The organism is Pseudoalteromonas sp. SR41-7, assembly GCF_014163935.1.
Taxonomy (GTDB): domain Bacteria; phylum Pseudomonadota; class Gammaproteobacteria; order Enterobacterales; family Alteromonadaceae; genus Pseudoalteromonas; species Pseudoalteromonas distincta.
Genome location: NZ_JACJEF010000026.1, coordinates 1 through 17,764, shown reverse-complemented (window position 1 = coordinate 17,764; position 17,764 = coordinate 1). Strand labels below are relative to the sequence as shown.

General features: G+C 39.6%; 17 protein-coding genes and 4 tRNA genes. 13 read left to right on the top strand and 8 right to left on the bottom strand.

Features of this window, described 5'->3' with window-relative positions; translation table 11 throughout:
* Nucleotides 1–147: 147 nt before the first annotated feature.
* Nucleotides 148–1,365 (bottom strand): S-methyl-5-thioribose kinase, encoded by a 1,218-nt coding sequence (gene mtnK, locus H5092_RS20200; protein WP_182716475.1) that lies wholly within the window; start codon nt 1,363–1,365, stop codon nt 148–150.
* A gap of 129 nt (nt 1,366–1,494) precedes the next feature.
* Here mtnK and mtnA point away from each other — a divergent pair, with 129 nt between their 5' ends.
* A complete protein-coding gene (mtnA, locus tag H5092_RS20195) occupies nt 1,495–2,520 on the top strand; it encodes an S-methyl-5-thioribose-1-phosphate isomerase (protein WP_182734839.1) in 1,026 nt (341 codons plus the stop codon).
* 63 nt (nt 2,521–2,583) lie between these two features.
* On the opposite strand, the gene H5092_RS20190 is transcribed toward mtnA, so the two are convergent.
* The 3 genes from H5092_RS20190 to H5092_RS20180 are packed head-to-tail and all read right to left on the bottom strand — an operon-like array spanning nt 2,584 to nt 4,435.
* On the bottom strand, nt 2,584–3,126 hold the full coding sequence (locus H5092_RS20190; protein ID WP_182734837.1) for an acireductone dioxygenase: 543 nt from the start codon (nt 3,124–3,126) through the stop codon (nt 2,584–2,586).
* Nucleotides 3,123–3,809, bottom strand: a complete 687-nt coding sequence (mtnC, locus tag H5092_RS20185; protein ID WP_182734835.1) for an acireductone synthase — start codon at nt 3,807–3,809, stop codon at nt 3,123–3,125. The genes H5092_RS20190 and mtnC overlap by 4 nt, the downstream gene beginning before the upstream one ends.
* Entirely contained in the window at nt 3,806–4,435 is a 630-nt protein-coding gene (locus H5092_RS20180; protein ID WP_182734833.1) for a methylthioribulose 1-phosphate dehydratase, read from the bottom strand. Before H5092_RS20180 ends, mtnC begins: the two co-directional genes overlap by 4 nt.
* A gap of 108 nt (nt 4,436–4,543) precedes the next feature.
* Here H5092_RS20180 and H5092_RS20175 point away from each other — a divergent pair, with 108 nt between their 5' ends.
* The 3 genes from H5092_RS20175 (at nt 4,544) to H5092_RS20165 (ending at nt 7,938) form a co-directional block, all read left to right on the top strand.
* Nucleotides 4,544–5,686 (top strand): methionine aminotransferase, encoded by a 1,143-nt coding sequence (locus tag H5092_RS20175; protein WP_165744890.1) that lies wholly within the window; start codon nt 4,544–4,546, stop codon nt 5,684–5,686.
* Nucleotides 5,674–6,447 carry an amidohydrolase gene (locus H5092_RS20170; protein ID WP_182693263.1) on the top strand — a complete coding sequence of 258 codons (774 nt, stop codon included), beginning with the start codon at nt 5,674–5,676 and terminating at the stop codon, nt 6,445–6,447. Before H5092_RS20175 ends, H5092_RS20170 begins: the two co-directional genes overlap by 13 nt.
* A gap of 75 nt (nt 6,448–6,522) precedes the next feature.
* Complete coding sequence (locus tag H5092_RS20165) at nt 6,523–7,938, top strand: mannose-1-phosphate guanylyltransferase/mannose-6-phosphate isomerase (protein ID WP_182734831.1); 1,416 nt, start codon at nt 6,523–6,525, stop codon at nt 7,936–7,938.
* A 29-nt stretch (nt 7,939–7,967) separates the two neighbouring features.
* On the opposite strand, the gene H5092_RS20160 is transcribed toward H5092_RS20165, so the two are convergent.
* From H5092_RS20160 to H5092_RS20150, 3 genes are all read right to left on the bottom strand, one after another.
* Complete coding sequence (locus tag H5092_RS20160) at nt 7,968–10,124, bottom strand: response regulator (RefSeq protein ID WP_182712711.1); 2,157 nt, start codon at nt 10,122–10,124, stop codon at nt 7,968–7,970.
* A gap of 166 nt (nt 10,125–10,290) precedes the next feature.
* The gene (locus tag H5092_RS20155) at nt 10,291–10,947 is read right to left on the bottom strand and encodes a response regulator transcription factor (RefSeq protein ID WP_004334929.1); all 657 of its coding nucleotides are present in this window, start codon (nt 10,945–10,947) and stop codon (nt 10,291–10,293) included.
* A 219-nt stretch (nt 10,948–11,166) separates the two neighbouring features.
* A complete protein-coding gene (locus H5092_RS20150; protein WP_004334923.1) occupies nt 11,167–11,535 on the bottom strand; it encodes a histidine triad nucleotide-binding protein in 369 nt (122 codons plus the stop codon).
* 92 nt (nt 11,536–11,627) lie between these two features.
* On the opposite strand from H5092_RS20150, the gene H5092_RS20145 reads away from it, so the two are divergent.
* Nucleotides 11,628–12,227, top strand: coding sequence for a DUF2057 domain-containing protein (locus H5092_RS20145; RefSeq protein ID WP_182734829.1), 600 nt, complete (start codon nt 11,628–11,630; stop codon nt 12,225–12,227).
* A gap of 58 nt (nt 12,228–12,285) precedes the next feature.
* Here H5092_RS20145 and H5092_RS20140 read toward each other — a convergent pair whose 3' ends face one another.
* Nucleotides 12,286–14,127, bottom strand: coding sequence for a M1 family metallopeptidase (locus H5092_RS20140; RefSeq protein WP_182734827.1), 1,842 nt, complete (start codon nt 14,125–14,127; stop codon nt 12,286–12,288).
* A 143-nt stretch (nt 14,128–14,270) separates the two neighbouring features.
* On the opposite strand from H5092_RS20140, the gene murB reads away from it, so the two are divergent.
* From murB to H5092_RS20100, 8 genes are all read left to right on the top strand, one after another.
* The gene (gene murB, locus H5092_RS20135) at nt 14,271–15,278 is read left to right on the top strand and encodes a UDP-N-acetylmuramate dehydrogenase (protein ID WP_182696397.1); all 1,008 of its coding nucleotides are present in this window, start codon (nt 14,271–14,273) and stop codon (nt 15,276–15,278) included.
* The gene (gene birA / locus H5092_RS20130; RefSeq protein WP_182734825.1) at nt 15,278–16,270 is read left to right on the top strand and encodes a bifunctional biotin--[acetyl-CoA-carboxylase] ligase/biotin operon repressor BirA; all 993 of its coding nucleotides are present in this window, start codon (nt 15,278–15,280) and stop codon (nt 16,268–16,270) included. The genes murB and birA overlap by 1 nt, the downstream gene beginning before the upstream one ends.
* Nucleotides 16,267–16,977 (top strand): type III pantothenate kinase, encoded by a 711-nt coding sequence (locus H5092_RS20125; protein ID WP_182725060.1) that lies wholly within the window; start codon nt 16,267–16,269, stop codon nt 16,975–16,977. Before birA ends, H5092_RS20125 begins: the two co-directional genes overlap by 4 nt.
* Before the next feature lie 126 nt (nt 16,978–17,103).
* Nucleotides 17,104–17,179, top strand: a tRNA-Thr gene (locus tag H5092_RS20120).
* A gap of 40 nt (nt 17,180–17,219) precedes the next feature.
* Nucleotides 17,220–17,304 (top strand) — tRNA-Tyr (locus tag H5092_RS20115).
* 44 nt (nt 17,305–17,348) lie between these two features.
* Nucleotides 17,349–17,423: transfer RNA gene (locus H5092_RS20110), tRNA-Gly, on the top strand.
* A gap of 11 nt (nt 17,424–17,434) precedes the next feature.
* Nucleotides 17,435–17,510 (top strand) — tRNA-Thr (locus H5092_RS20105).
* A gap of 129 nt (nt 17,511–17,639) precedes the next feature.
* On the top strand, nt 17,640–17,764 hold a 125-nt coding region (locus H5092_RS20100), incomplete at its 3' end, for a GTP-binding protein (RefSeq protein ID WP_033023824.1).

Below are 17,764 nucleotides of genomic sequence, written 5' to 3'. Positions count from 1 at the left end.
GAGTATGTTCGTTAATCATAATGTGCCCTCAAACAAGATTTGAAGATCTGATCATGACATTGAGATTTAGTTCAAAAAAATCCCCGCTAATTTCTTAGCAGGGATTTGTGTATAAGAGACAGCTTATAGCGCCTTTTTTAATGCTTGTTAGTTTAATTGGCTTATTAATAAACTAAAGAATGCTTCTTTGTTGTTGCATGTTTGTGCATTTAAAATAAGTTGCTCGCCTAGTGCTAATGTTTGTTTTTGCACTGTAAGGCGCGCATTGTCATCACTAATACTATCTATATCGCTTACGTGCGCAAGCCCAATAGTGCGCCTAATTAACTCAGCACCACAGTAACCAACAGCATCTTGCAATACGTTTTTCATAAAGTATTGCGCATAGCTTACTGGCGCTAGTGATTCATCTGTTGTTTTAGTGCGTATTAATTCAAGCCATTGCTGCTCAAATAAACTATAGGTGTCTACGATACAGCTAAGTAAATGTGTTTGGTAATTGCGACGTGCTACAAAGTCATCAATATGACCTGCTTGCGCGCAGTAATTCAATAGTAAATTACCAATAAAAGAGCCAATATCGAACCCAATAGGCCCAAAAAAGCCAAACTCTGGGTCAATCATCTTTGTATTATTACAATCAACAAAAATGCTACCGCTGTGCATATCACCATGAAGTAATGTTTGCGGGTTAGATAAAAAATTAGCTTTTAGTTTTGCTATTTCTAACTTCAATGCGTTGTTTTTTTGTATTGCGTCAACTTCGTTTTGTAGTTGCTTTGGGTAGTTATTGCGTTCGTGCTCAATGTACGGATCGCTAAAAAATAAGTCTTCAGTGATTTGGCAAAGCTCAGGATTAGTAAATTGGCTAACGAGTGCTTTTTTAGTTTGCGCGGTTAAGTAAAAATCTGAATTATAAAAGCCGGTGTGGCTTAAGTAGGTCGCTACGTGCTGCGCTAATTTAGGGAATTGCTCTGCATTATTTTGTGCAGTACGCAATATTTGTAAATTACCTAAATCTTCTAAAATAGTCAGCGCTTGCATTTCACTATAATGTAAAACATTAGCAGTATAAGTAGGGCAAATAGCACCATGGTTAAGTAAAACTTGTGCTTCTATACGGGCTCTATCAAGCGTTAATGGCCACGACTCACCCACGCAACGCGCGTAAGGCAGAGCTTGCTTTAAAATAACACTATTGTTTTGCTCATCAGTAATTCTAAATACTAAATTAAGATTGCCATCACCAAACTCATATGCCGATAAGGTTTGTCCGGAATCAAAAAAATTACATTGTTTAGATTCAATTAATGTCGATACGTAATCGATAGCGCGCTGTGCATTAAAAGCAACATAGTTAGTCATGGTTTAAATCTCAAAAATCAGCTTTTAAGCATTCTATACTTTTAAATGTTTAGATGTCTACAAGTCTAACTTGAGAGTTATTCAAAGTGGTGTAAAATAACGTTACGCATTTTTAATACCTTAAGCATTATGCAAAACTTAATCGCAAGCAGTTTAAAATATGAAAACGGGTCGCTTAGTGTGCTCGACCAATATTTACTACCTCACCAGCAGGTATGGCATCAGTGCCATGATGTAGAAACCATGAAAGAGCTGATCATTAACTTAAAAGTGCGTGGAGCCCCACTTATTGGTTTAGGCGCGAGCTTGTTAGTGGCGTATTTAGCTGAGCAAGGGGTAGTGAAAAGTGAGCTTGAAAAAGCAATCAATGAACTAGAAGCCACTCGTCCAACGGCGGTTAATTTAATGCATTGTATGGCGGCATTGCGAAAAGCTTTAACGCAAAGCGATTATGTTGCCGGTATTGTTAGTACTGCTGAGCGGTTGTTTATTGAAGATATTAAGCTGTGTGAACGAATGGCAAATCGTGGTGCCGAGCTTATAAATAGTGGCGACAACATATTAACTCATTGTAATACAGGGGCGCTTGCAACCGCTGGTATTGGTACTGCACTGGGTGTTATTTACAAAGCGCAGCAAAAACATGGCAACGTACATGTGTGGGTTGATGAAACACGACCATTATTACAAGGCGGCCGCTTAACGGCCTTTGAGCTTGAGCGCTGGGAAATACCGTACACATTAATTTGCGATAATATGGCGGCAAGTTTAATGGCTGCAGGTAAGGTGGATAAAATAGTAGTAGGCGCTGATCGTATTGCTGCCAATGGTGATTTTGCTAATAAAGTGGGCACCTATAATTTAGCCGTACTTGCGTATTTTCATAACATTCCATTTTATGTAGTTGCGCCTATTACCACGCTTGATACCAACACCGCGTGTGGTAATGATATAGAAATAGAGCAACGTAATCCTCAAGAAGTGCGCGGAGTTAGCGGTAGCTTTGGTGAGGCTTTATGGGCACCCACCAATGCTAATGTATATAACCCTGCATTTGATATAACGCCGGCAAAACTGGTCACAGGGTGGGTGTTAGATACAGGTGTGTATAACCAAAGTCAGGTAGAAAATGGCGATCTCATAAAGCTTAAGTAACTTCGCAATATTTTTGGTCCACGTTATGTTTATTAGTGTGGACCAAGGTTTTGAATGAATAACTTACGATAATAGCGGAAATTGCTCTGCAATAGACGAGTCAGTGCTTTTTGCTACCCAGCCCTCTTTATTGTTAAATAAGCGAATGGCGGTAAACTCAGGATCGCTTCCCATATCAAACCAATGTGGTGTAAGTTCAGGCACTGAAATTAAATCGCCTTGTTGGCAAAGTACCTGGTAAACCTTATTGCCTAAATGCAGGCAAAATAGCCCTTGGCCTTTTACAAAAAAACGCACTTCGTCTTCACTATGAGTATGTTCAAATAAAAACTTTTTGCGCAGCTCTGATGCGCCAAGATTACCTTTAGCTAGAGATATAACGTCTACTGTTTGATAGCCATTTTCGGCTTTTAACCGATCTATATCGCTTTTGTACGCACTAATAATTTGCTCATGGGTGGTGTGCTCATTAATATCTTCATTTGCTTGCCACTGTTCAAAACGTACGTTTACTTTAGCTAGTTGCTTTGCAATATCATCAGCATTTGATGTGCTTACAAGTGCTTTGCTTGCATCGTTGTCAGCATATATTGTTAATTGACTCATACTAATTGCTCCAATTTAAATTGGCTAAAGTCATTAATATAAGGGTATGCTTTAGTGCTTGCTTGCCCATCACGAATTAAATGTAGTGTTTTTAAGCCCGCAGCTTGCGCGGCATCAAGCTCGCCGGCTACATCACTTAAAAAGAGTATTTCTGCTGCTTTAAACGGTAACAGCTCCACAATGGTGTTATAGGCCATTTGCTCTTGTTTTGCGCCAACTTTGGTGTCAAAAAAGTCAGTAAACAAGCTGCGAATGTCACCATAATCACTGTATTTAAAAAGTAGCTGCTGCGCTTTTACTGACCCTGACGAGTACACATATAAAGCTATATCGTTGTTGTACTGAGCTTGTAAAAAATCAAATGCATCTGGGTATAAATGACCCTTAAAATCACCGTGTTCATACCCTGTTTGCCAAATTAAGCCTTGTAACTGTTTAAGTGGAGTGATTTTTTTATCTCCATCAATCCAGGTAAGTAAAGTGCTAATGACCTCTTCAATATCGGCGTTTGGCTTTTCGATAAGGGCTTTTACGGCACTAATTTGCTCAGCTACATCTGGCTTATTAGCATTGGCACGTACAAAGGTAGGTAACTGTTTTGCTGCGTAAGGAAACAACACCTCTTTAACAAACGAGATACGGGTTATTGTGCCTTCGATGTCGGTTAAAATGGCTTTAATCATTTAGTTACTCCCGCTTGAATACCTATTATTTTTAGGCGCTCTAGTTCGCAGCTAAATAAAAACTCTAAGGCTTCTAGGTGGCGACGAACTTCATCAATATTACGTCCTACTGCATATAAACCATGACCACGTATCAGTACGCCGTGCTCTATCGGCGTATGTAAATGATGGTCACTGACCAGTAGGCTTAATCGGTCAATATCTTGATCGTTATCGAAAATAGGAATGCTCAGCGTTTCTAAATGCGAAGTAAAGCCGCTCAGTGCTTTTTGCATTTCATAGCCTGTTAAATCAAGCTGATGCCCTTGGGTAATTTGCGACAGTACGGTAGCGGCTACAGAGTGAGTATGCAAAACACACTGCGCATCAGGTATTAGCTGATACAAACTTAGGTGTAATTGTGTTTCTGCCGATGGTTTTAAAGCTCCTGCTAGGCGCTCGCCTTGGTGGTCTAATTGCAAAAAATGCTCTTGCGTCAGTGAGCCTTTATCGTGCCCACTTGCTGTAACAACAAAGCCAGTGCTAGTACGAGCTGAAAAGTTTCCGCCTGTTGCGGGTACCCAGCCTTTTTGGCTAACCCATTTTCCGGCTTCAATAAGTTGTGAAATAGCGGTATTGTTTTGCATACATTCCTCACTAATGAGCGTAAAGTTAATTGTTTTTAGACGGCTATACTTCTGTTTTAAGCAATGATAGCATCGCTTTAAGCGCAAAACCATCATTAAGGGCATCACGTGTTTGAAAGTAAATTACCAAATTTAGGCGTTAGTATATTTAGCCAAATGAGTGGGTTGGCTAATGAGTTTTCGGCAATTAATCTCTCTCAAGGCTTTCCTGAGTTTGATGCTCCTGATCTTTTAAAAACGCAGTTAAATTATTATGTGCAGCAGGGCGTTAATCAATATTCACCTTCAAGTGGTGTACCACGATTACAGCAACAAATTGCTGATTTAGCAAAGCGCAAATATGCAGCTGATATAAACGCAGCTGATCAAGTGACTGTTACCTCGGGTGCAACAGAGGCATTGTTTGTGGCTATTCAAACAATTGTGCGCCCCAGTGATGAAGTGATTGTATTTGACCCTGCATATGACTCTTACCAACCGGCAATTGAACTCGCTGGTGGAAAGTCGGTACACATTGCTTTAAGTGCGCCAAATTACACCATTGATTGGCAAGTAGTAAGCCAAGCTATTACTAAAAATACCCGTGCAATTATTATAAATACGCCTCATAACCCAAGCGGTAAAATATTACAGCCACAAGATATAAAAGCGCTTAAAGAGTTAGTTGGTACTCACAATTTGTATGTAATAAGCGATGAGGTATATGAGCACATTACGTTTGATGAACAACCGCATTTAAGCGTATTACGCGATGATGAATTATTTGCCAAAAGCTTTGTTGTATCGAGTTTTGGTAAAACGTTTCACAGCACGGGCTGGAAAATGGGTTACTGTATTGCACCTGCCGATTTAGCTGTCGAATTTAGAAAAATTCATCAGTACGTTACGTTTTCAAGTTTTACCCCCGCACAGCATGCGCTTGCCGATATGCTCGAGCAGCAAGGTGAGCATATAGATGAGCTAAGCGGGTTTTATCAGCAAAAACGCGACTTATTAGCGAGTCATTTAAGTAACAGCCGTTTTAAAATTTTACCTAGCCAAGGCACTTACTTTTTATTGTTAGATTACAGCGATGTATCGGATTTAAACGATGTTGAATTTTGCCATTGGTTAGTTGAGCAAGCCGGTGTTGCGGCTATTCCGTTAAGTGTTTTTTATCAAAATCCACCAACCGACAAAGTAATTCGTTTATGCTTTGCTAAAAACGACAACACTCTCATAGAGGCTGCGCAAATATTATGTCAACTTTAACCATTACAGCATTGCAAAGCTCGCTTTATTGGCTTGATAAAGATGCTAATTTAGCCATGTTTAATAAGCAGCTTGAAGCAATTACGCATCAGCCCGATCTTATTTTACTGCCCGAAACATTCTCGACTGGCTTTGCCATTAATTTAGATTGTGCAGAGCCTGAAAACGGTAAAGTACTGACGTGGTTAAAGGCGCAGGCTCATAAACATGATGCGGTTATTGCGGGTTCGGTACTTGTTGCACAAGGCGATAAAAAAGCGAATCGGTTTTATTGGGTAAAACCCGATGGTGAGGTGAGTTATTACGATAAGCGCCATTTATTTCGCTTAGGCAGCGAGGGCGATTATGTTGTAGCAGGGCAAGCGCGCAAAGTTTTTGAAATCAATGGTTTTAAACTATTACCGCAAGTATGCTATGACCTGCGCTTTCCGGTATTTCAACGTAATAATAACGACTACGATGTAATGATAAACGTAGCAAATTGGCCTGCTGTACGCCGCCATATTTGGGATACGTTACTTATGGCGCGTGCAATGGAAAACCTATGTTACGTAGTAGGTGTTAATCGCGTGGGGGAAGACGGTAATGGTGTGGCGCACAATGGCGGTACCGCAGTATACGACTTCAAAGGCGATGCATTAACTAAAGCGCAAGATGACGCAGAGCAACTAGTTACTATAACACTTGAAAAAGCGCCACTGGATGAGTTTAAAGCAGCGTTTCCTGCCTATTTAGATGCAGACTCTTTTACATTAATATAAACACGTTAATTTAGCGCAGAGCCAATAAAGTGTTAAAATAGTCGCTGATATTTTTGTTGGCGGCTAATGTACATTATGAACACTTTAATCACTCCTGTAATTTTAGCAGGTGGCATAGGCTCTCGCTTGTGGCCGCTTTCTCGCCAAGCAATGCCTAAACAATTTTTACCACTACTAAATGAAAACATGTCATTGCTACAAAGTACGTTGGCGCGTGTTTCTAATGAGTTGTTTGATAATGCTATTTTAGTGTGTAACGAGCAGCACCGATTTATTGCCGCCGAGCAGGCTGAAAGCTCAATTCCTACTGCATTATTACTCGAACCTAAAGGTAAAAATACCGCGCCTGCCATCGCATTAGCCGCCCACTATGCGCTGCAAAATGGGATTACCGGCCCGCTATTAGTGATGCCTGCCGATCATCATATTAAAAACTTTGATGTATTAACGGCTAAGCTCCCTGAAGCTGTAAAACTTGCTGAGCAAGGAAAGCTAGTGACATTTTCTATTAGTCCTACAGAGCCTCATAACGGTTATGGCTATATAAAACAAGGCGCGCCTATTGTTGGAACGGGTTGTTACGATGTTGCACAATTTAAAGAAAAGCCTGACTTAGATACAGCGAACCGTTATTTAGCTCAAGGTGGTTATAGCTGGAATAGCGGGATGTTTTTATTTACCCCTGCAGCCTATCTAAAAGAGCTCGAACGGTTTGCGCCAAAAATAGCAACGAGTGTCGCTGCAGCGGCGCAATTTACTAAAGATTTAGGGTTTACCCGCCCAAGCAACAGTGCGCTTGAACACTGCCCAAGCGATTCAATTGATTACGCCATTTTAGAGCGCAGTAATAACGCAGTTGTTATGCCTGTTGATTTAAAATGGAGTGATGTAGGTAGTTTTTCATCCCTTGATGCGCTTACAAAAAAAGACAAAAACGGTAATAGTTTAAACGCTAATTATATTGCTCAAAAAAGTATTAATAACTTAGTTATTAACGAGGCTGAACACACTATTGCCACGCTTGGAGTAAGCAATTTAGCAATTATTCATACTCATGATGCCACGTTAATTGCAAACCAAAATGAGCTAGATTCTTTGCCTTTGTTGCTTAAGCAAATTGCTACAACACAGGCCGATAAACTTAATCATCATCAAGTGGTTTTTCGCCCATGGGGGAATTACCGTACTTTGGTTGAAGGCACAGGCTTTAAAGTTAAAAAAATTACTGTTAATAGCGGTGCTAAGCTTTCGACGCAGCGCCATCAGCATCGCGCTGAACATTGGGTGGTGGTTTCGGGTATTGCAAATGTATGTATTGATGAGCAAGCGTATACGCTAACGCATGACCAATCGTGTTATATCGCGGCTAAGCAAATTCATAGCTTGGCTAATAATCAAAAAGAGCCGTTAATTGTTATTGAAGTGCAAACCGGTGCTGTACTTGATGAAAGCGATATAGAGCGATTTGATGATAAATATGGAAGGGGTTAATCATTAGCTTTTTTAAAGCTAATTCACTATTACTCTAACTGCCCACGCACAAACTTTAAATATTGCTCTAAGCTGCGTTGCCACAGATCTAACGCTTCATCAAGCATGTCGTTATGTGGCTTTTTATCGAGTAAACGGCGCTCTATTTTTTTAAGCTCAATACCATAGCGATTAAAACCAAGTTGCAGAGCGGTACTTGCTTGGCGATGTAAAAGCTTAATGCATTGCTCTGGATGTTGATCAATAAGCTTTTGACAGCGAATTAGCTTGTTGCGGGCTGAAAGCACAAATTCATTATAAATTGAAGACACTTCATCTTCACTAAATGAGCTGGTGAGTGTTTCGGCCGCTGTTTTGTCATACAAGGTATCAATAAGCTCTACTGCAATGCTCGCAGTTTGATTAGATTGAGAGTCGCTAAGTGCTTGACGAAGCTTTTCGTGCTTAATAGGCTTGCCTACAATGTCTTTTATTCCTAATTCTAAATACTCTTTTACCTCGTCAGGACTAAGGCTTGCAGTAAACGCGAGTACTGGCGTTCGTTGATTTTTATGATCAATGCGTTTTAGTCGTTTAAGTACTTCTTGGCCTGTTAAATCAGGTAGGTTCATATCAAGCAAAACAACATCGAAGTGGTGAGCTTGCATGAGCTCTATGGCGCTTTTTCCATCTTTTGCGAGCTTAATTTTGTGTTCATCGTCGGCCATAAATTCTATAGCAATTTTTTGATTTAAATCTAAATCTTCAACCAGTAATACATCAAGACCTGTTAAGTAATCTTTAGTTTGATGGCGCTGCTCTACAAGGCTTAATTCACCTAAAGTAAAAGTAACGGTAAAGCTAAATACACTACCAGTACCAAGCTGGCTGGCTATTTCGAGTCGGCTACTGAGCTTTTCAAGCAGGCGGCTAGTAATAGCTAAACCAAGGCCGGTTCCGCCTTTTTCTTTTCCTGCACTACTTTGTACATAAGGTTCTGTTAAGTAGGCTATCTCATCATTTTCTATACCTGGTCCTGAATCTTTGACACTAATTTTTATCGTGTGCTCAAGTTGTTTTTCTAATACTAAATCAACCTGAATTTTAACGGTTCCGTGATCTGTAAATTTAATAGCGTTACCGACTAAATTAATAATTATTTGTCTAAGTTTTTGTTGGTCGCAGTAATAACAGGCTTGCTCAGGAATATTATAGATAAGCTCAAATTTTAGCTGCTTTTGCTCGGCCATTGGGCTTAGTAATAAACATAAATTATTAAGCCATGTTTTAAATTCTACATCTTCTTCGTAAAGCGCTTCGTCACTTTGATCTAGGCTCGCGTAATCAAGGACCTTATCTACCAATAAATTAAGTGATTCGGCAGAATTTATAATTGCCTCGCAATAGGCTTTATTGCGGGTATCACTTGTTTGGTTCATAACAAGTTGGGCGCTGCCTAAAATACCGTTTAGTGGGGTGCGAATTTCGTGGCTTATTGTTGATAAAAAGAGCCCGCGTATTTCTAAATCTTTTTGTGCTTTATCGGCGAGTTTATTGAGGTGCTGTTCTCTGCGCTCATTACATAATAACGCCATACCTGAAGCATAAAACATGGGCGCAATTACCCCATTTAAAAATAATAAAGAGCTAAACCAGCCGTTTACTAAAAGATTTTTTTGTTCAATGTTATCCATAAATAACGAGCGGCCAATAAAGCTCAAAGCAACAAGCGTTAAAATGGTTATGTATACAATGCTGCCATTAGGGTAGGGTTTGCGCGCGTACTTAATAAATATAAAGAGTAAAAAGCCGGCTTCTGCTATGTGCTGTATATCGGATGCAATCACTCTTTCGTGTAAAGATGGGTCAAAAAAGGTGTAATAGCCAAGCATTACAGTGCAAAAAGCAGTTACTGAGCAAAGTAATTTAAAACCAATACCGTGATAATTTAAAAACTGACTGAGCGATAAACAATGCACTATTGATGCGGCAAACATCATGCTACTAGCAGCGCTAATAATCACTAAATTATGTGTATCACCAACAAGCGTAAAACCAATAACAGAGCCTAATAGCAATATGGGATAGAAAATGCATAGCAGCGTGCCCGATATTTGTTTGTTTGTTCGCCATGTTAAAAAGTTAAGTAAGGTCATTACAACCATGATGGCGATGCTGGCAAAATAAAGAGTGAAAGAGTCGAGCATTAATATTCCAGCAAAGTAGTTTTAAACTAAGATTATCAAAAGTATACACTTATACCAATTATCAAAACAGATTACTTAGGCAATCAAATTGGTATTAAATAAGTGTGTAACACATACAAAAACAGACACCTAAGTGTCTGTTTTTAATTTTAAACTAAATATATGATTAACGAATTTCATCAGGGATATTTTGTTGTGCCCAAGATAGGAGCTCAATACGGTTACGACATTTAGTTTTTCTAAATGCGCTATATAAATGTGTTTTAACTGTGTGTGGACTGATACTTAAATCTTCAGCGATTTCTTTATTCTTCGAACCTTTACTCATTAGTGAGATTATTGCTTTTTCTCGCTTAGTAAGTTTAACAGGCTCAATATCCCCTTCGGTTAGTTTATGCAGCGCATCTTTATTAAATTGCAGCATACGATTTAATGCATTACACATAATATCGCGACGGTACCAAAGCTGATCTTCAAGTAGTAAACGAATACCTTTCATTAATACATCGGCGTTATCTGTTGTGTAAAATACGCCACGAATACCGCTCAACAATGCACGATTAGCAAGCTCAGGGTTCTCGTCTAGATTAAATAATATGATATCGCATTTAATACGTAGGTTTACTAGTTGTTCTTTTAGTTTTCCCCATGCATCCTTGCTAGATGTTTCGATAAACAAAAGTCGAGTCCCTTCAGGTATATCTAAGATATTAGTACCCGTGGTTACGTCAAGGCCTTGCGTTTTTAACAAAGGTTCTAAAACGTTAATACCAATAGTGTTAATTGGCTCTTGATCTAATAACAAAAAGGCTGAACTGCTCATGTTTTTATACTCTTTTATAAAGCTGACTGTTTAAGTTTATCACGACTTCCGCACCTTTTGTATTAGAAAGTCGCTGAAGCACTCAATAACAAATACGATTTTACGATTATTTAAACATAAAATGTTGCAAATAAGTAACTGTTTATTCTTTATAACCATGAAAAATCATAACATTTGTAACTAATTGGTTGAGCAGAATAGTTAGATAAAAATTTTTAATTAATTTACTTTTTTTACATTTTGGTAAGGTGGCCATCCCATTTCTTTACCGCCAAGCATATGTAAATGTATGTGATAAACGGTTTGTCCACCATGTTCGTTACAGTTCATGACCACGCGGTATCCGTCCTCAGCAAAATTGTGCTGCTTAGCTAATTTTGCCGCAACAACGTATAGATTGCCTACTAAATGTGAGTTTTCAGGATTTATATCATTTATAGTAGCAATTGCTTTTTTGGGGATAATTAACACATGAAATGGCGCTTGTGGATTTATATCTTTAAATGCGAGGGTGTCTTCATCTTCGTAGACAATGTCGGCCGGAATTTCACGATTAATTATTTTGGTAAAAATAGTCTCTTGGCTCATAGTGTGTTCCTAATTAAGTGTTATGAATTTTAAGCTCACTAATGACAAACTTTCAGAGCAGTGTCAAACTGAAATCAAATAAAGGAGTTAATATGCTTAAACCAATTTTAATAAGTAGTGCAGTTGCATTACTACTTAGTTTTTCGGCTAATGCTGAAAACATTCACTTTCCAGAAGAAATTGTACCACTACAAGTGGGCGATAAAATGCTAGAAAGCTCTTTGTTTAGCCGTATTGATGATGTAGAGCTTGCGCCAGGAACTTACCAGCTTAGGCTAAAATATACCGATTTATATGAAGATGATTATGACACGCATGAAGTTGTGGAGTCGGAACCATTTTGGGTAAGTGTAACTGTTGAAGCAGGTAAAGATTATACCTTAGTGTTTAATCGTGCTGAAAATGCAGTATCTGCAAAAGTATTTGCAGAAGCACCACAAGTTAGTTTAAAAGCAAAAAGTAGCGCTGTTGCTAAGCCTTTAAGTGTTATTTCTAACACGCAGCTAGCAAGCAATAAACCGGTAATGCAAAATACAATGCCTGCAGTACCTTCTCGTCCTAGTCAGCCAATAAAGCCGATAGCACCAATTACAGGTAAAGGCATGCCAAGTGCGCCGCAAATGCTTGATTTTTGGTGGCAACAAGCCACAACTGCAGAGCGTGAAGCTTTTTTAGAAAAAGTGACAAAGTAGAAAAATAGCAAAACAAAAGGGCCAAATTTGGCCCTTTTTAGTTTCTAGTTAACGCTATTTATTCAAATAATGCGTCAATAGTACCTTGTGCAAGAGGGTGATACCCAGGGTGTGCTTTTAAGTACACGCTTTGTGCCCACTCTTTTTTACCGTTAGTGATAAGGGATTTATATAATGGGACAATTAATTTACGACGGCCAATACCTGATAAGTGCTTATCAAGTGCAGGGTAAATTGGTTGATAACCATTTCCTACTGCTAGCATAAACCAAGCAAATGCACGTTCAGCATTAGTTGACTGTGTTAGGTTAAATTCTGAGTCAAGCTCTACCATGTGCTCTTGGCTTAAATCACGTGGTAAGTTATTTAAAAAGTGTAGCCACTCATGCACAGACCAATCAGCTGTTGGCAGTTGAGCTGCAGTTGTGTCGCCTTTTAGCCATGCTGCTGTTGCAGTATCTACTTTATCAAATGCATCAGAAGTAGGGTTTGGCGCATCATTTGGTAATCCAGGTTCAAAAATCCATTCGTTTACTTTATCCATGCTTACAACACCAGGATACTTTTCAATTAAGTTAGCTTTTAAGTAAGTAACAAATTGCGCGGTAGTAAGTGATTTAAACGAAAACTCTTTAAAGTACGCTTTTACAAACGGGTCAAACTTATCGCGACCATATTTGTTTTCTAGGTAAATTAAAAATAATTGACCTTTAGTGTAAGGCACTGAACTGAATGCATCGTCTGGGTCGCGGCCGTTAAGTTTTAAATTAAGGCGTGTATCTGGTGCATCAATTGTTTTAAGTTGTGCGCGTAAAGACGCTGAATCAAGTGCTTGTTCCATAACCGCACGGTCACGGCCAAATACTTCTTCCATAATGCGGTTTTCAACGTACGAGGTAAAACCTTCGTTTAACCATAAATCTTCCCACGTTGCGTTAGTTACTAAGTTACCTGACCAAGAATGAGCAAGCTCATGAGCAATAAGGTTAACTAAGCTTTTATCACCGGCAACAACCGTTGGAGTAATAAATGATAAGCGTGGGTTTTCCATGCCACCAAACGGAAAACTTGGTGGTAGCATTAATAAGTCGTAGCGACCCCATGCATATTCGCCGTACATCGCGTTTGTTTTATCGATCATGGCTTGGGTGTCGTCAAATTCAGCAACAGAGGCATCTAAAATTGTCGGTTCAGCAAATATGCCTGTTTGATGCGACATTGCTTTAAATTCTAAGTTACCTGCGCCAATAGCAATTAGGTAAGGTGAAATTGCTTGTGGCATATCAAAAATGTAGTCGCCATCTTTATAAAGCGCATCTTTGTTATCGGCACTCATTACAGCACGTATATCTTTTGGTGTATGAATTCGTGCAGAGTAAGTTACACGCATTGCGGGTGTATCTTGCACTGGGATCCAACTACGTGCATGAATTGCTTGCGACTGGCTGTACATAAATGGATGCGTTTTACTTGCCGTTTGCTCTGGTGTTAACCATTGCAGGCCTGAAGCTTCTGGACGACTGTTGTAATAAATACGAACTACTTCAGCTTGGTTTTTAAACACAATAGTAAGCTTTGAACCTTTAACGTCATCTCGCTTAGCTAAATCAAAAGTCGCTTTTTTCCAGTTACCGCTTTGATCTTTGTACATTACTTTATCAATGTCTAAGTCGCGGGTATCAAGTACGAGAGTTCTACTTTTGCTGTTGTTCCACTGAAGAGTATGCTCTACAAAACCTTCTAACTGCTTGTCGGCAAAATCGACATCTAAATCAAGGTTTAAGTGAGTAGTAACAACATCATCAAGGTTAGCATACGAGTTTTGGTCAATCGCATTAGCCATTGCTTGCGAACACATACCCGCCATAGCGAGGCTTAAAAAAAGAGGTTTAATTTTCATCATTACTCTGAACACAAATAAAAAAGTGCTGGTTTTATATCACGATTGACACGGCGGGTTGAGTGATTTTTACAATCTAGTGCCACATTTGCGACGATGAGGTAAACTATTGCGATTAGTTACCGGTATTTTTAGAGAGCTTTGTGGCGCATTCATTACACTCCTTACATACATTCGCATTAAACAGCCAATGCCAAAATTTTGTTGAAATTACTCAGCTTGAGCAACTTAAAACGCAAAATTTTAGTGCACCGTTTTGTTTGCTGGGCGAGGGCAGTAATACCGTATTTTTAAATGACTACATGGGTACGGTTATAAAAATAGCTTTAAAAGGTATTAAAATTACTGAGCGCGAGAGCGACACACTAATAAGTATTGCCGCAGGCGAAAACTGGCATCAACTAGTTAGCTATTTATTAGAGAAAAATATACCCGGGCTTGAAAATCTAGCACTTATACCGGGCACTGTTGGCGCATCGCCGGTACAAAACATTGGTGCTTATGGCGTTGAGATAGCTAAATTTGTTGAGTTGGTAGAGTACTTTGATATAACCACTAACACTATGCATTCATTAAATAACGAGCAATGTGAATTTGCTTACAGAGACTCAATATTTAAACATGCCCTTAAAAATAAAGCGGTGATCACGCAAGTACACTTAGCGCTCCCAAAAAAATGGCAACCAGCATTAAGTTATGGCCCTTTGCAGCAGCTCTCAAGCATCACCCCGCAAGCTGTATTCGATCAGGTTATAAAAACGCGTAATAGCAAATTACCTAACCCATATACACTTGCCAATGCGGGCAGCTTTTTTAAAAACCCTATAATAACCAACCAGCAGTTAGCTGAACTATTAAAGCAATTTGCCGATTTACCTCATTACGAATATGGGCAAAGTCATCACAAGGTCGCGGCAGGTTGGTTAATCGATCAAAGTGGTTTAAAAGGGCACCGCGAGGCAGGTATAGAAGTGCATCAACACCAAGCTCTAGTACTTGTTAATCACGGAAATAGTGAAGGCAGCGACCTAATAAAAATGATTAAACACATTCAGCAAGTTGTTTATACGCGTTACAACATTATGTTAGAGCACGAAGTACGTTTAATGGATGCACGCAGCGAATGCCATATTAACGCGGAGCCTAAGTAATGAAAGCACCTGATGGAAACAAACTCGCTATTTTAAATGCACTCAACCAAGGAGGGTTTGTATCTGGTCAAGCCTTGGGTGAAAAGCTAGGTATTAGCCGAGCTGCGGTAAGTAAACATATTAAAACGTTACAAGAAATGGGCTTGGATATTTTTAAAGTGACTGGCAAAGGCTATTGTTTGAATAGTCAGGTGGGCCTTTTAAATAAAACGCAAATTGATCAGCACTACAAAGCGCTAGGTGCAAATACTGCCGATGTAGAAGTACACCCTATTATTGATTCGACCAACAGCGAGCTTATGCGCCGTATACAGGCCAAAACAACGCTTGAGTCTGGCACTGTTATTGTTGCTGAAATGCAGCAAGCAGGACGTGGTAGACGCGGCCGTGTTTGGCAATCCCCATTTGGCGCTAATTTGTATTACAGTTACTTTTGGCGTTTAGATGACGGCTTACAAGCTGCGATGGGCGTATCAATTGCGGTAGGCCTAGCTGTTTATGATGCTATTAAAGCGTTATACCAAGTTGACGTAGAACTTAAGTGGCCTAACGATATTTATATAAATAAGCAAAAACTTGCAGGTGTATTGGTTGAATTAGATGGACAACCGCAAGGACCTTGTCAGTTAGTGATTGGTATCGGTATTAATTTACAAATGCCAGAGAGCTTTAGTCAGCATATAGACCAAGCGTGGACCGACTTAAATCAACATACTCAAAAGCTTGATAAAAACCAACTTGTGGCTTCTCTTACTCATCATTTGGAGCAGCGCTTAGCGCAGTATCGTCAAACGGGTTTGCAAGCTATGTATGAGCAATGGAATTCGCTCAATGCGTTTGCTGGTGAATATGTTGAACTAAACACAGGGCACCGAAGTTGGCGTGGAATATGTGAAGGTATTGACGCACAAGGTGGAATACGAATTCGCCAAGACGGGGAAGTAAAAAGTTATTACGGCGGGGAAGTCTCCCTTAGAAAGGCGCAATTATGAGATTATTGATCGACGTAGGAAATACATCATTAAAAGCTGTGTTGTGGCATAACGAGCAAACACAACCGGCAGATATAAATAACCTGCCTTGGTTACAAATAACCGAAGTGATTTATGCATGTGTAGGGCGCAGTGATTTACTAAACGATATTCTCGCACAAGCGGCTAGCAATAATATTATTTGTTTTGAAGCCAAGGTAACCAAAACGCTTGGAGATCTTGTATGCGCTTACGAGCATGTAGCTAACTTAGGCATAGACAGGTGGCTTGCGCTTATTGCTGGATTTACGTTATATCCAAACACAGCATGCATTGTTGTTGATGCGGGTACTGCGACAACAATTGATGTGCTTAGTAGTGAAGGGTTGCATTTAGGTGGCTGGATTTTACCTGGGCTTGATTTAATGACCTCATCACTTACACAAAATACTCAACGTGTTTTTGATGATGGTAAAACTCCATTTACCAATGAACTGGGTAAAAATACGCCTAATGGTTTAAAAAATGGTGCTTTAGTGGCAACCATTGGAGCAATTGAGCAAGCTAAGTTGCACTTAATGGATAAAAAAACAGAGCAAAAAGTACAAATAATTTTTGCTGGTGGCTATGGCTTGCTTTTACAACAGCAATTTGAGGGAAGTATTTTTGATTCATTACTCGTAATGAAGGGGTTAAATTACTGGCACCAGCTAAGCAAAACAACATAAAAAAGTGCAAAAAACGTGTTTTCGCGTGAATATTGAGCATTTAAACTAAAAATTTACACTTTTTTTAATTTTATAGTTGCATCCCAATAAACCTTACTCTAATATCTCGCCCCGTACTAAAGCAGTGCCGACTTAGCTCAGCTGGTAGAGCAACTGACTTGTAATCAGTAGGTCAACCGTTCGACTCGGTTAGTCGGCACCACTTTCCTTTTACCGGAAGTGAATTAGTAGAGAATTATCGTGGAGGGGTTCCCGAGCGGCCAAAGGGATCAGACTGTAAATCTGACGGCTCAGCCTTCGCTGGTTCGAATCCAGCTCCCTCCACCACTTTATTCTTGACGGTTAGAGGTAGTTTAAGAACAGATTTTTATGCGGGCATCGTATAATGGCTATTACCTCAGCCTTCCAAGCTGATGATGCGGGTTCGATTCCCGCTGCCCGCTCCAGTTCTTGTGTTGCTGATATAGCTCAGTTGGTAGAGCGCACCCTTGGTAAGGGTGAGGTCGGCAGTTCGACTCTGCCTATCAGCACCAGTCCTAAGAATCTCCTTGATTACTTCCTTTATCTGTCAGAAAATACTATTTGAAAAAGATTAACTTAATCTACCTTTGGTGGATTATTTTCATATGTAATTTAGATACACAAAACTGATAGGTTCCGTCATGGCAAAAGAAAAGTTTGAACGCGTAAAACCGCACGTAAACGTTGGTACAATCGGCCACGTTGACCACGGTAAAACTACACTAACTGCAGCAATCACTAACGTACTTGCAAAAGTATACGGCGG